The following is a 13,800-nucleotide window of genomic DNA, read 5'->3' on the forward strand; positions in this document are numbered from 1 at the left end:
ATGCGCATTCTGCCCGCGCTCGTCGCACTGCCGCTGGCGGCCCAGGTCCCGTACCCCGGCAGGGCCTACCGGCCCGAGGTGCCCAGGCCCCAGGTGGGCCGCGCCTACACCTCCGACGCCGCGCTGGCGGCGGCCCTGGAGGGCATCGCCTCGGCCCGGGACCGGGTGCGCGCCTTCACCTACAACGTCACCGAGGAGGGCCGGCCCCAGGTGCTCCTGGCCATCTCCAGCCCGGAGAACATCGCGAGGCTCGACGCCCTGAAGGCCGACAACGCGCGCCTCGCCGATCCCCGCAGCCTCTCCGAGGCCGGGGCCCGGGCCCTGGCCGCCCGGAATCCCGCCTTCGTGTGGCTGGGGTACTCCATCCACGGCGCCGAACCCGCGGGCACCGAGGCCGCGCTGGCGGTGGCCTACCACTTCGCGGCCTGCCAGGATCCCGAGGTGCTCGAGCAGCTGGGGCGCACGGTGCTCCTCCTGGACGTGGCCCAGAATCCCGACGGCAGGGCCCGGCACCTCCAGGCCGTGGCGGAGGTGACCCAGGGCTCGAACCCCCCCGACCCCCAGGACGCCCAGAACCAGGCCCGGTGGCCCTCGGGCCGCTTCAATCACCGGCTCTTCGACCTGAACCGCGACTGGGCCTGGCAGACCCAGGGCGAGACCCGGGCCAAGGCCGCGCTCTTCCTCTCCTGGAACCCGCAGGTCCTGGCGGACCACCACGAGATGAAACCCGAGGGCAACTACTTCTTCCCGCCCGGCATGGCCCCCGTGCACCAGGGCCTGGGCGCGGCCTTCGGCGGCGCCTGGCAGAAGACCTTCGGCGACGCCCTGGGCCGGGCCTTCGACGCCCAGGGCTTCGCGTACTTCACCCGGGAGGTCTTCGATCTCTTCTACCCCGGCTACGGCGATTCCTGGGGCTCCTTCCAGGGGGCGGTGGGCATGACCTTCGAGTGCCCCAGCCCCGGGGGCCTGGCCTACCTGCGCAAGGACGGCGACCTCCTGACCCTGGAGGCCCGGGTGCGCCGCCACTTCACCGCCAGCCTCGCCACGGTGTCGGTGGCCGCGGCCCGGCGCGAGGAACTGCTGCTGGACTACCAGCGGGTGCGGCGGGAGCGGCTCCAGGCCAAGGGCGCCTTCCTCCTGGCCGCCGGCGCCGACCCGGGCCGCGCCCTGGCCCTGGTGCGCACCCTGCGGCGCAACGGCATCGAGGTGCTCCGGACCACCGGGGAGGTCCCCGTGGCGGGGCTGGAAGCCGTCCTTCCCGGCGAACCCCCGGCCCGCATTCCCGCGGGCAGCTACCTGGTGCCCCTGGACCAGCCCCGGGGCGGGCTGGCCGAGGCCCTCCTGGAGCGCAGGGCGGCGTTCGGTCCGAAGCCCAGCTATGACGCCACCGCCTGGAGCCTGCCCCTGGCCTTCAACGTCCCGGCCTGGCGCGCCCCGGTGCGCCCCGCGGTGGGGACGGAGCCCCTGCGCGAGACCCCCGTGGCGCCCCTGCCCAGGGCCGGGTACGCGTACCTGGTGTCCTCGGGCGCCGAAGGCCGCGAGCGGGTCCTGGAGGGCCTCCTGAAGGACGGGTTCCGGGGCTCCGCCCTTCCCGAGCCCTTCGTGGCGGGGGGCCGCGCCTACCCCGCGGGCACCGCCGTCTTCACCCTCCTGCGCAACGACGCCTCCCGCCTCGAGGCCCGGGCCCGGGAACTGGCCGCCCAGGCCCCCGGGGTCCTGGGGACCGTGGATTCCAGCGCCGTGGATTCGGGGCCGGACCTGGGTTCGTCCCGGTCGCTGCCCCTGCGGGCGCCCCGGGTGGGCCTGGTCATGGACGCCCCGGCAGATCCCACCGCCGTGGGGGCCGTGATGCAGACGCTCCTGGACGCCGGCATCCCCTTCACCCAGGTGCGCGCCTCCCGCCTGGCCCAGGCCGACCTGCGCCGGTACAGCCATCTCATCCTGCCCGACGACAGCGGCCTGGGCGCCAAGTGGCAGGCCCTGCTGGGGCCCGCCGGCGCGGCCCGGCTCAAGGCCTACGCCCAGGACGGCGGCGTGCTCCTGGCCCTGCAGGGCGGCAGCGCCTACGCCGCGCGCGCCGGCATCAGCGAGGCCGGGGTGAGCTTCCTGGCCCGCAAGGACGAGGAGGCCCGCCTCCGGGAGAAGGACCCCAAGCGCGAGGCGGTGCCCCCGGCCCTTCAAGAACGCGCCCAGGCCTGGGCCCAGCGGGAGGACCAGGCCCTGCGGGAAACCATCCCCGGCGCCATGCTCAGGGCCGAGATCGACGGCACCCACCCCCTGGGCTGGGGCCTCAACGCCACCGAAGGCGCCGTGCTGGATTCCAGCGACCCGGTGCTGGAACTGAGCCCCGGCGGGGAGAACCCGCTGCGCTTCGGCGGGGGCGACCTGAACCTCTCCGGCCTCCTGCCCCGGCCCCTGGAGGCCAAGGTGCGCCAATCCGCCTACGCCCTGCGGGAACGCAAGGGCAGGGGCGCCGTCATCCTCTTCTCCGGGGATCCCGTGCACCGGGGCTGCGCCCCGTTCACCGCCCGCGCCTTCCACAACGCCCTGTTCTTCGGGGCCTACGCGCCCCAGGACGACGAGGATTAGGTATCCTGAAGGTCCCATGGAGAACCGGCGCATCATCCTCGCCATCACCGGCGCCACCGGCGCCGGGTTCGGCGTGGCCGTGGCCCGGCGCCTGGCGGCCAATCCGCTCGTCGGCCAGGTCTCCCTGCTGCTCTCCCCCACCGGGCGCCGCTGCCTGGCGGACGAATGCGGCCTGCGGGTGGAGGAGCTCACGGCCCTCTCCCCCAAGCTCCGCCACCTGGACGAACGCAACGTGGGCGCGGACATCGCCAGCGGCAGCCACCGCCAGGACGGCATGGCCGTGGTGCCCTGCAGCGCCGGGACCCTGGGGCGCATCGCCTCCGGCGTGAGCGACGGCCTGGTCACCCGGGCGGCCGACGTCTGCCTCAAGGAGCGGCGCCCGCTGGTGCTCTGCCTCCGGGAGACGCCCCTGAACCGCATCCACCTGGAGAACATGCTGCGGGTCCACGACGCCGGCGCCGTGGTGATGCCCATCATGCCCGGCTTCTACCACCGCCCCGACACCCTGGACGACCTGTTCCAGGCCTTCGCCACCCGGGTCCTGGACCAGCTGGGCCTGCCCGAAGCGGATGCCCGCCGGTGGGGCGGCTGATGAACCTGGCCCGGCCCCCGCTGGCCTGCGTCCCCCCGCCCTGGGCCCGGGGCGCCCACCTGCAGACCCTCGCGGCCCAGTACCTCCCCAATCCCCTCCCGGACCTGCCCTGGCAACCCCTGCGCCTGGACCTGGGCGACGGGGACGCCCTGGCCCTGCGGGCCCTGGACGGCACCACCGGCGTGGCCGTGCACCTCTTCCACGGGCTGGGCGGCAGCGTGGAAGGCCACTACATGCGAAGGCTGGCCGCGCGCCTTCACGCCCAGGGCCACGCCGTGCTGGCCGCCAACCACCGCGGCGCCGGGGAGGGTGCCGGCCTGGCCCGGCACACCTACCACAGCGGCGCCACCGCCGACATGGCAGCCGTGCTGCGCCTGGGCCGCCAGCGCTTCCCGGGCCAGCTCCAGGTGGCCGTGGGCTTCTCCATCAGCGCCAACATCCTGCTCCTCCTGGCCGGCCGCGACCGCCACCTGGACCTCCCCGACCGCGCCATCGCCGTGAACCCCCCCGCCGACCTGGAAGCCTGCTCCCAGCGCCTGGGCGTGGGCTTCAACCGCGTCTACGACCAGTACTTCCTCCAGCGCCTGCGCCGGGAGGTCCAGGGCCGCCCCGGCGGCGAAGCCGCCCGCGCCACCCGCACCCTGCGCGCCTTCGACGCCGCCTACACCGCCCCCCAGGCCGGCTTCCCCACCCGGGAGGCCTACTACGCCCTCTGCTCCTGCGGCCCCCACCTGGCCGGCATCCAGGTGCCCACCGTCATCCTCACCTCCCGGGACGACCCCTTCGCCCCCGCCTCCGACCTCCTGGTCCGGCCGGTCCCGCCCTCCGTCCACCTCCACGTGGAGGCCACGGGCGGCCACATGGGCTACATCACCCGTAACCTCCCCGACCGCCGCTGGCTGGACTACGCGGTTACCCACTACCTCGCGGCACTGGCCGCCTTCCGGCCCTGAAGCCCGCGGGTCTGCGCGGGGGCGGTAAGGGTGCTCGGCGGCGGGAACGTTGCGGTCTGTCCGACCCGTTCCTGCCGGTGGCCGCAGGTCCAGGCGGCCGGGTTTCGGATTCCCCCTTCGACCCAGCGGGGTTCCATCGGGTGGCGCCGACCCACCGGTACCGTCGGATCCCAGTCCTCGCTTCGCTGCGGGCTGGATCCTCCGGTTAGCCGTAAGATGGGCGTCGGTGGATGGGGAGCCCCATTCCCTTTGGCTCGAAATCCCGACGCCCAATGCACCGATCCCGAGCTACGGCTAACCGGAGGATCCAGCCCGCAGCGAAGCGAGGACTGGGATCCGACGGTACCGGTGGGTCGGCGCCTTGGGTTGGGACACCGGTGGGCCGGGGGGTGAATCGGGGACACGGCCGGGGGAACCTGGGGCCACCGGCAGGGATCATCGGGGCCGTCCACCCCCTTGGAAACAACGGCGCCGGGCCCCCGAAGGTGCCCGGCGCCCCATGGGTGCGACCTACCGTGCGAACCGCTTGGAGACTTCGGCCCAGTTGATGTTTTCGTTGAACGCGTTGATGTAGTCCGGGCGCTTGATGCCGTAGTCCACCATGAAGGCGTGCTCCCAGCTGTCCAGCACCAGGAGGAGGTCCTGCTCGATGGGCAGGCCCAGGTGGTGCTCGGCGATGAAGTAGGTGTGGAGCTTGCCGTCGCGGCGGTTGCGGGTGAGCAGGGCCCAGCCGGGGCCGGAGAGGGCGGTGGCCTTGAGGTCGGCGACGAGCTTGTCCTTGCCGCCCTGGGCGTCCAGGGCTTTCTGCAGCTCGGGGGAGATGGAGGCGTTGGCGCCCAGGTTCTCGAAGTAGAGCTCGTGGAGGAAGGAGCCGTTGAAGGCCACGGCCTCCCGGCGCTTGAGCTCCGTGTACTCGCTGAAGGAGTAGTTGGGCTTGGTGTTGTCGGCTTCGGCGAGCTTGGATTCGATCTCGTTCAGCTTGGCCACGTAGCCTTTGTAGAGGGTGAAGTGCTGGTCCAGCTGGCTGTCGCTGAAGCCTTTGAGGGCACCGCCCTTCAGGTGGTCGTAATTCTTGGGTTCATAAGCCATGAATTCCTCCTCAACATGCGCGAGCGCATCGCGTATATCCTACCAAACAAGTCGGGAACGGAAAAAAACAAATTGCTCAAGCCTGGAAGCTGGCCGGCGGCTGGGTAAGCCATTGGCCCCCCAGCACCTGGGTGGTCACGGGCACCTGGGGGGTCTTGGGGCCCCGGTGGGACATGCAGGTGTGCACCGCCACCAGCTTCACGCCCCAGGCCGCGGGGCGCAGGTGGGTCTCCAGGGCCTGGGCGATCTGGTGGGTGAGGCGCTCCTGCACCTGGAGCCGGTTGGCGTAGCCCTGGACGACCCGCACCAGCTTGGAGAGGCCCACGGTGCCGCCCTCGCCGGGGAGGTAGCCGATGGTGGCGAAGCCCTCGAAGGGGGCCAGGTGGTGCTCGCAGGTGCTCACGAAGGGCACCCGGTCCAGGATCACGGGGCAGGGGGCCAGGACCCCGGGGAGGGGCTGGAGTTCCTGGGAGGGATCCTGCCCGTACCCGCTGAGGCGCTCCGCCCAGAAATCGGCGACCCGCTGGGGCGTCTCGGCCAGTTCGGGGGAAGCGGCATCCGCCCCGAAGGCCCTGAGAAGCTCCCCGACCGCCGCCGCCGCCCTCGCCGTGTCGAACGCCATGGACACCTCCCGGTGTCCAGGGTGCCACCAATCACGCCAGGAGGGTGAAGGTGTTGTTCATGGCGGCCAACTGAGCCGCCGCAGAGGCCTGGAGCAGGTAGGGCTGGGAGGTGGAGGTGCCCGCGCCGGAGGCGGCGTCGGCCTCGGAGGCCCCGGCGGCGGCCTGGGCCTTGGCGTCGGCCGTGAGGGTCCCGGAGCCGTAGGCCTTGCGGGCCTGGGCCGCCAGGAGGGCGAGGGTCGAACCGCTGGCGGTGGCCGCGTCGAAGCCCAGGAACCCCGAGGTGGCGTCCCCGAAGAGTTCGGAAAGGGAGGAGGAGCTGGAGGCGCTGGACAGGCCCGAGACCAACTGGGCCGTGTCGAGGCCCAGCAGCCCGGTGGCCTGGGTGGTCCCGTCGGCGGTGCCCGAGGCCTGCAGGGCCTTGCCCTGGGTGTAGATGGCCGAGACCAGGGGGGCGTTGTTGGCCTGGCTCACCAGGGCGGAGAGGGGATCCGAGGAGGTGGATTGGCTGTTGGAATAGGCCTGGGCCAGCACCTGGAAGACCGCGTTCGCCCGGCTCGTGGTGGCCAGGGTGGACTGGTAGGCATAGGTGCCGAGGGCTGCGGTCGCGTCGATGGTCATGGTCCACCTGGTCTGTTCATCGGCAGGTCGGGGGCGTTCCTGTAGGCCTAATCCGGGCTTTCTTGTGGGATCATCGAAGCCGGGAGCGCTCCATGTCTGAAGCCAAAGTCACCTACGCCGCCTCCGGTGTGGACATCAACCGCCAGGACGACGCCCTGGCCCGCATCAAGCCCCTGGTGAAGGCCACCCGGACGCCGGGGGTGCGCAGCGACCTGGGCCTCTTCGGGGGGCTCTATTCCGCGAAATTCGAGGAACAGGCGCCCATCCTGGTCAGTTCCATGGACGGCGTGGGCACCAAGATGAAGGTGGCCCGCCTCGCCGGGATCTGGGACACCGTGGGCGCCGACCTGGTGAACCACTGCATCAACGATATCCTCGTCCAGGGCGCGCGCCCCCTGTTCTTCCTGGACTACGTGGCCGCCCAGCGCCTGGAGCCCGAGGTCATCGAGCAGATCGTCAAGGGCATGGCGCGGGCCTGCTCCGAAGGGGGCCTGGCCCTCATCGGCGGCGAAATGGCCGAGATGCCCGGCGTCTACGCCGAGGGCGAGGTGGACGTGGCCGGCACCATCGTCGGCGTGGTGGACGAGCCCCAGCTCCTGCCCCGCCTGGAGGCCATGGCCCCCGGCGACGTGCTCATCGGCCTGCGCTCCTCGGGCCTGCACACCAACGGCTACTCCCTGGCCCGGAAGGTCTGCTTCGAGCTGGCGGGCCTGGGCGTGGGGGACCTCCTCCCCGGCACGGACCGCACCGTGGCCGAGGCCCTGCTGGCGGTGCACCGCAGCTACCTGAAGCCGGTGCTGCCCCTGGTGCGCGCCGGCAGGCTCGTGGCCATGGCCCACATCACGGGCGGGGGCCTCACGGACAACCTTCCCCGGGTCCTCCCCTCCCACCTGGACGCGGCCATCGACACCGGCAGCTGGGAGATCCCGGCCCTCTTCCGGTTCCTCATGGACCGCGCGGGCCTGCCCCTGGACGATGCCCGCCGCTCCTTCAACCTGGGGGTGGGCATGGTGCTCGTCGTCCCCGCGGCCGGGGCCGCGTCGGTGCTGAAGGACCTGGCCGCGGCCGGCGAGGATCCCTGGGTGCTGGGCGAACTGGCGCGGGGAACCGGGAAGGTGACCTATCGCTGAGCCCTCCTCCAAGGCCCGGGTCGATTCCCTGGACATCTTCCGGGGCCTGATGGCCTTCGCCGTGGCCATCTACCACTTCGCCAACTGGTACCCCGTGTTCCCCGCGGGCCAGTTCGCCGCCTACACCACCAAGAAGGTGGGGGCCTACGGCGTGGAAGGCTTCTTCATCATCAGCGGGTTCTGCTTCTTCTACCTGTACGGGGCGGAGACCCTGACGCGGCGGGGGTTGAGGGACTTCCACATCAAGCGCTTCCTGCGCATCGCGCCGCTGTACTACCTGGCCGTGGGCGCCAACCTCGTCTTCGGCCTCAACGCGGGGCCGCAGCACACCCTGCGCATGGTGGCGGAGAACGGCAGCTTCCTCTTCGGATTCATCCACCCCAATCATTCCCTGGTGACCGGGGGCTGGTCCATCGGGCTCGAGTACGTCTTCTACCTGGCCTTCCCGCTCCTGGCCTGGGCCGCGGCGCGGTGGAAGCCCTTCCTGGCCCTGGCGACCCTGGCCCTCCTGGCGCTCTCGGCGCCCTGGTCCTTCACGTACGTGCCCCAGGCCTCCTGGGCCGGGGACATGAAGTTCCACACCTACGTCCACGTGGCCAACCACGCGTTCCTCTTCCTCCTGGGCGGCGTGGTGGCCCAGGCCCGGCTGGCCTGGAGGGGCCGGCTATCCACCCCGGTCTTCCTGGGGCTGTGCCTGGCCCTGGCCCTGGCCTTCACCCTGAGGTACCGCAACTTCTACGACGACTTCGTGATCATGGTGGGCTGGCCCCGCTACTACTTCTGCGCGGTGTGCTTCGCCGCCGTGGCCGTGTTCGCGTTCTACGATTTCCCCGATTCGTGGGTGAAGACCACCGGGAAGTTCCTGGGCGAGGTGAGCTACTCGGTGTACCTCCTCCACCCCCTGGTGCAGGAGGCCCTCCTCCACGCCGCCCCCGGAGGGCTGGGCCCCTGGACGGGCTTCTTCCTGGGCCTGGCCCTCACCCTCGGCCTCTCGGCCCTCACCTACCGTTTCATCGAAAAGCCCATGATGGGCCAAGCCCGCAGGCTCTGCCGGGCCTGAAATCCGGGCCAACGCATGGTGGGCGTTATGTTTAATGTCAATCCTTGAAACCATTTCCTTTTGCTTTTCCCAGCGCCCCAGCGAGCCCTCAGCGCCCCAGCGTTTAATCTTTTCCTTGGGTTTCCGGCGCGATTGTCCTAGTCGCGCCGAGGGAACCCAGAAAAAGAATAAACGCTGGGACGCTGAGGGCTCGCTGGGGCGCTGGGAAAAGAATGAACTGCTCTTTTGTTCAATTCCGGCTTACCGCACGACCAGGTCCACGATCAGCGCCAGCAGGATCCCCACCAGCGCCGCCAGGCCCCAGGCCCTTCGCCGGATCTGAGTCATGGGAACCGAGGGAATCATGTTCGGCTACTTGCCGTAGAACCTGATCAGTTCCCCCTTGATCAGCTCCCGTTCCTCCTCCGTGAACTGGACCAGGTTGAAGACGTCGATCATGGTGAGGCATTCCACGGCCAGGGTGACGATGGCGGTCCTGGCGAACCCGCCGGCGTCGCGGTTCCGGCGGCATCCCTCCAGGCGCCGGGCGAAGATCGCCCGCCAGGGATCCAGGAAGGGGGTGTCCTTGCGGAAGTCCGAACCGTAGAGCCGGATCATCCCCCGGGCCAGGTCCGCGGTGGCCTCCCGGCTGGCGGGCTCGAAGCCGGTGTCCACGTAGGCCCGCGTCTCCTCGGGCGTCCCGATCTCCGCGGATTGGCTCGCGTTCCGGGTGAGGGTGTCGTACTGGTGGATGATCTCCGCCACCACCCCCTCGATGAGGGCGTCCTTGGTGGGGAAGTGATGCATCAGGCCGCCCTTGCTGACGCCCGAGCGCTTGACCACGGCGTCGAGGGTGAGGATGCCCTCCCCCTCCCGGAGGATCCCGATCGCCGCCTGGAGGATGAGGTCCCGGGTTCCGGTGCTCTTTGCATTCAAGGGAGGCCTCCTGGCTACAGACCGTCTAGTCGGTCTTGGTCAACATACCGCCCGGTTCATCCCGGGTCAAGGGACTTACCGGTTCCATTCAGGGCTTCCCGGCCGCGGACTTGTCGGGGTAGGGCGGCACCTCGGGCACCTTCCAGGGGGAGGTGCGGATCCGCTCCTCCAGGTGGGCGACGGCGGCCTCCAGCTGGGCGTCCTTGCCCAGGAAGGTCGCGTGGGGCAGGTTCTCCACCACGATGTCCGGATCGACGCCGTGGCCTTCGATGAGCCAGGCGCCCTCGGGCCCGTAGACCCCGGTCTCCGCGGCGGTGGCGAGGCCGCCGTCGGCGAGGAAATTGTTGCCTTCGAGCCAGATCTCCCCGCCCCAGCTCCGGACCCCCAGGACCTTGCCCAGCCCCAGGCGCCGGAAGCCTTCGCAGAGGACCTCGCCGTCGGACATGGTCCAGGCGTCGCACAGGACCACCAGGTGCCCGCGGAAGGTCTCCGGCATGTTCGGATGGGGGCGGCCGGCGGCGGGCTTCCAGTAGAACCAGGCCCTGCGCAGGAGCTTCTCCAGGATCCAGCTGTCGATGTTGCCGCCCAGGTTGTGGCGGAGGTCCAGCACGAGGCCCTGCCGGTCGGAGACGGGGTAGAAGTCCTCGTACCAGCGGGCGATGTCGGAGGGTCCCATGGCCCGCAGGTGGACGTAGCCGATGCGCCCCCCGCCGAGGGTCTCGACCTTCCTGCGGCATCCGAGCTCCCATTGGGCGTACCGCAGGTCCGCGTCGGCCTGGGGGGTCATGGGGCGCACCAGGACCTCCCATTCCCGCCCCTTCCGGGCCACCCGCAGGAGGACGGGCTTGCCGGCCTTGTCCCGGAGGAGGCCGCCCGGATGCGGGAGCCCGTCCAGCGGCGCCCCGTCGATGGCCAGGAGCACGTCGCCCACCTGGAGCTCCACCCCGGGTTTCGCCACGGGGGCGAGGCTCTCGGGCAGATCGGGGTCCCCCTCGTGGATCCGTTCGATGCGCCAGCCCCCGGGGACCGGGGAGCCTTCGCAGCCCAGGCTCGCGGGCAGCACGTGGTCGGGGCCGGAGCGGAAATCGCCGCCCTTGACGAACATGTGGAGCGCCGAAAGCTCCCCGATCATCTGGCCCAGCACGTCGGACAGCTCCTCGCGGTCCGTCACGCGGTCCACCAGGGGCAGGTACTTGTCCCGCACCGCGGGCCAGTCCACCTTGTGCATGCCGCGGTCGTAGAAGTAGTCCCGCTCCATGCGCCACGCGTCGAGGTACATCGCCCGCCATTCCCGGGCCGGATCCAGGGGGAAGGTCCAGTCGCGCAGGTCCACCGCGGCCTTGGCGGGATCGGCGGGGCCCTTGGGGCCGGGCTCGAAGACCAGCAGGTCCCTGCCCCTGCGCACCAGCAGCTTGCGGGTGAGGTCGTAGCTGGCCACCTCCTCCAGGACGGTGTCGGGCCGGGCCGCGGGCGCGGTCTCCAGGGTCTGGAGGGCGCCCTTGCCGGAGTTCCCCGCCTCCTCGGCGATCCAGAAGAGGCGCTTGCCGCCGGCCGCCAGGTCCCGGTAGTTGCCGGGCTCCACGGGAACCTGGACCAGGCGTTCCCGGATGCCGTCCAGGTCCACCGCCGGGGCCCCGGCCGGGGTTTCCGGCGCGGGGTGGAGCTCGTCGGCGGGGAGGAAGGGGCTCCGCAGGCCCTTGCGGAGGGGCAGGGCGTAGATGCGGGTCTGGCGGTCGAAGAAGGGCTCCGGGTTCCGGAGGCCCCAGGGGGTCGGCACGAGGCTCCTGAAGGCGCGCGACGACAGGAAGTAGAGCCAGGATCCGTCGGGGCTCCAGGCCGGGCTCCAGCTGTCGTAGCGGTCGGAGGTCAGGGTCGTGACGGCGCCCGTGGCCAGGCGGAGAAGGCGGATGACGGGAAAGCGGTTGGCCCCCTCCTGCACGAAGGCCAGCCATGCGCCGTCCGGGGACCAGCGCAGGTCCGTGATCCGGCCCCATTCGGACCGGGCCGCCTCCCTGTCGATCCCCGTGGCGGGATCGAGGATCGAAAGCCGGTTGTCCTTGTCGGTGTGGGCGATGCGGGCGCCGTCGGGGGAAGGGACGCCCTCCCAGCGCAGGACCGTCCCGTTCCTGGAGATCCGCTCGGATGGGCCGGTGCCGTTGGCGGGGAGGTTCCAGAATTCCACCTCTCCCGACGCGTCGGCGAGGGCCAGGAGGCGCTTCCCGTCGGGCATGAACAGGGCGTCCCGCACCCGGGCGCCGGCGAGGTCCCGGGAGGCCTCCACGATCCGGCCCTTCTCGGCGGGGAGGACGAAGGCCCTTCCCCGGGCGGTCACGGCGATCCGGGTGCCGTCGGGGGAGAGGCGGACCCGGGTGGCGTACTCCAGCGGGTTGCGGATCCACCGCTCCCGGAGGTGGTCGAAATCGGATTCCAGGCGCACCGGGACGGGGCTGTCGGTGCCCTTGGCGATATCGAAGATGCGCAGGTCCGCCCCCAGCTGGTAGGCGATGCGGCCTCCGGAAAGGGAGGCCCCGCGGATGTCCCAGCCCCTGTGGAAGGTGTGCTGCCGGAGGTCGCGGCCGGCCCCGTCCATGGACCAGAGGTTCTGGGTGCCGTCGCGGTCGCTGATGAAGTGGATGCGGCCCTCCCAGACCATGGGGTTGCGGCTGGTGCCGGGGTGGTCCGAGGTCAGGGGGCGGGCCTCGGCGTCCCCCGGGGCGAAGGCCCAGAGGTTCTGGACGGTGCCGCCCCGGTAGTTCTTCGTGAAGCTCCTCTGGGCCGCATAGCGCGTGAAGACGAGGCATCCGCTGTTCCAGGCCCCCTCCGAGGCCTGGGCCAGGGGGATCGGCCGGGTCGTCCCGGTGGCGGGATCCAGGTCCAGGAGCTGGGTTTCGGGAAGGGTGGACCGGCTCCGGGTGGCGATGAGGAGGTGGCCCTGGGGGGTCCATCCGGCGACGGTGGCGCCGCCCCCTTCGAAGGTCCTCCGCACCGGAAGGCCGCCCCCCAGGGGCATCGTGTAGACCTCCGAAGGCCCTTCGTAGGCTCCGTTGAAGGCCAGCCACCGCCCGTCGGGGGAGATGGCGGGATGGTCCTCGCTCCCGGGATGGGCCGTCACCCGCTGGGCGGTGCCGCCCGAAGCGTCCACGCGCCAGAGGTCCCCTTCGGCCACGAAGACGAGGGTGCTTCCGTGCAGGGCCGGTTGCCGGAAATACCCCCCGGGGCTTCCGGCGAGGAGGGCTCCGCCGGCGGCCAGGGTGAGGAGGAAGGGATTGCCCATGGGGACCTCGCTGTGCGTTTCGGATAAGTCAGCCTAAGGCAGGGCGGGACGGTGGAAACGCGCCAATGACGGGTGGCCCAGGGGAAATCTGCGAAGTGGTCCTTCACCGGGGACCGCCCCCGTGGAGAAATCTCCCCATCCCCGCGATCCCCCATCCAGCCTCCATCCCGGCCTGCCCAACGCCCCACCCACAGGAGAAAGCGAATGAGCACATTCCATCGGCACTTGGCTACCCTCGCCCTGACCGGTCTCGCCCTCGCGCCGGGCGCTTTCGCGGCGGCCCCCGCGGAGGCTTCCCCCGTGGAGGTGCAGTTCAAGCTGCGCTCCGCCCTGGGCATCGCCCATTCCCAGGACCATCTCACCCGGAAAACCCTGGGCTGCGGCCTGGAGGTGGGCTTCAACACCTCCGCGGGCCGGTTCAGCGCCGAACTGGGCTACCAGTACAAGCCCGGGGACCAGTACCGCGAGGACGTGTCCACGTTCCCCGTGGCCCCGGGGGCCAACCCGGCCGATCCGAAGGCTTCGGTGGACAGCCGCAAGACCCAGCTCGATGGGCTCACGCTGCGCCTGGCCTACGGACGGGAGCTCCGGGGGGCCTGGGCCTGGCAGGCGGGTGTCCAGATCGGCGGCTCCCGGTTCCGCCAGGAGTACCTCGCCGATGTGGCGGACGCCAACTGGTCCACCTGGGAGGACACCTACCACGGCACCCTCACCCATTCCACGGTCTCCGTCTCCCCCTACCTGGGCCTGGTCTTCCGGGTGAATGAAGGGTCCAGCGTCGAGCTCAACCTCCTCGGCCTCCGGTACACGTCGGCCAACTACGTGCACGTGGGGGGCACCGTCCCCGGCTGGGGCGAGGGGCACACCGGGTCGGATTCCGTGGCCCTGAAGAGCCGCATGATCCCCCACGTCGAAATCGCCTACGCGATCCGCTTCTAAGCCGACCCCCGACCCAGG

General features: G+C 71.2%; 11 protein-coding genes. 6 read left to right on the top strand and 5 right to left on the bottom strand.

The window, feature by feature from the left end; all coding sequences use genetic code 11:
• Genes R2J76_RS05030 through R2J76_RS05040 form a run of 3 tightly spaced genes read left to right on the top strand, consistent with a single transcriptional unit; the run spans position 1 to position 4,134 of the window.
• Positions 1 to 2,589: a M14 family metallopeptidase gene (locus R2J76_RS05030; RefSeq protein WP_316414713.1), complete on the top strand. Its 2,589-nt coding sequence runs from the start codon at positions 1 to 3 to the stop codon at positions 2,587 to 2,589.
• 16 nt (positions 2,590 to 2,605) lie between these two features.
• Positions 2,606 to 3,181, top strand: a complete 576-nt coding sequence (locus tag R2J76_RS05035; protein ID WP_316414714.1) for a UbiX family flavin prenyltransferase — start codon at positions 2,606 to 2,608, stop codon at positions 3,179 to 3,181.
• Entirely contained in the window at positions 3,181 to 4,134 is a 954-nt protein-coding gene (locus R2J76_RS05040) for a YheT family hydrolase (RefSeq protein ID WP_316414715.1), read from the top strand. Before R2J76_RS05035 ends, R2J76_RS05040 begins: the two co-directional genes overlap by 1 nt.
• Before the next feature lie 510 nt (positions 4,135 to 4,644).
• On the opposite strand, the gene R2J76_RS05045 is transcribed toward R2J76_RS05040, so the two are convergent.
• The 3 genes from R2J76_RS05045 to R2J76_RS05055 form a co-directional block, all read right to left on the bottom strand.
• Entirely contained in the window at positions 4,645 to 5,223 is a 579-nt protein-coding gene (locus R2J76_RS05045) for a superoxide dismutase (protein WP_316414716.1), read from the bottom strand.
• Positions 5,224 to 5,299: 76 nt separating this feature from the next.
• Positions 5,300 to 5,845, bottom strand: a complete 546-nt coding sequence (gene folE / locus R2J76_RS05050) for a GTP cyclohydrolase I (protein WP_316414717.1) — start codon at positions 5,843 to 5,845, stop codon at positions 5,300 to 5,302.
• A 31-nt stretch (positions 5,846 to 5,876) separates the two neighbouring features.
• On the bottom strand, positions 5,877 to 6,464 hold the full coding sequence (locus R2J76_RS05055) for a hypothetical protein (RefSeq protein WP_316414718.1): 588 nt from the start codon (positions 6,462 to 6,464) through the stop codon (positions 5,877 to 5,879).
• Positions 6,465 to 6,556: 92 nt separating this feature from the next.
• Here R2J76_RS05055 and purM point away from each other — a divergent pair, with 92 nt between their 5' ends.
• Both purM and R2J76_RS05065 read left to right on the top strand, forming a co-directional pair.
• Entirely contained in the window at positions 6,557 to 7,594 is a 1,038-nt protein-coding gene (gene purM, locus R2J76_RS05060; RefSeq protein WP_316414719.1) for a phosphoribosylformylglycinamidine cyclo-ligase, read from the top strand.
• A 34-nt stretch (positions 7,595 to 7,628) separates the two neighbouring features.
• Positions 7,629 to 8,654 (top strand): acyltransferase family protein, encoded by a 1,026-nt coding sequence (locus R2J76_RS05065; protein ID WP_316415884.1) that lies wholly within the window; start codon positions 7,629 to 7,631, stop codon positions 8,652 to 8,654.
• Positions 8,655 to 9,005: 351 nt separating this feature from the next.
• Here the strand turns inward: R2J76_RS05065 and R2J76_RS05070 are convergent, their stop codons facing one another.
• Together R2J76_RS05070 and R2J76_RS05075 are read right to left on the bottom strand one after the other, a co-directional pair.
• Positions 9,006 to 9,569 carry a TetR/AcrR family transcriptional regulator gene (locus tag R2J76_RS05070; RefSeq protein WP_316414720.1) on the bottom strand — a complete coding sequence of 188 codons (564 nt, stop codon included), beginning with the start codon at positions 9,567 to 9,569 and terminating at the stop codon, positions 9,006 to 9,008.
• 88 nt (positions 9,570 to 9,657) lie between these two features.
• Positions 9,658 to 12,843, bottom strand: a complete 3,186-nt coding sequence (locus R2J76_RS05075; protein WP_316414721.1) for a S41 family peptidase — start codon at positions 12,841 to 12,843, stop codon at positions 9,658 to 9,660.
• 204 nt (positions 12,844 to 13,047) lie between these two features.
• On the opposite strand from R2J76_RS05075, the gene R2J76_RS05080 reads away from it, so the two are divergent.
• Entirely contained in the window at positions 13,048 to 13,782 is a 735-nt protein-coding gene (locus R2J76_RS05080) for a TonB-dependent receptor (RefSeq protein ID WP_316414722.1), read from the top strand.
• The last annotated feature ends 18 nt before the right edge of the window (positions 13,783 to 13,800 follow it).

It is taken from the genome of Mesoterricola silvestris (assembly GCF_030295405.1).
In the GTDB taxonomy this organism is placed as follows: domain Bacteria; phylum Acidobacteriota; class Holophagae; order Holophagales; family Holophagaceae; genus Mesoterricola; species Mesoterricola silvestris.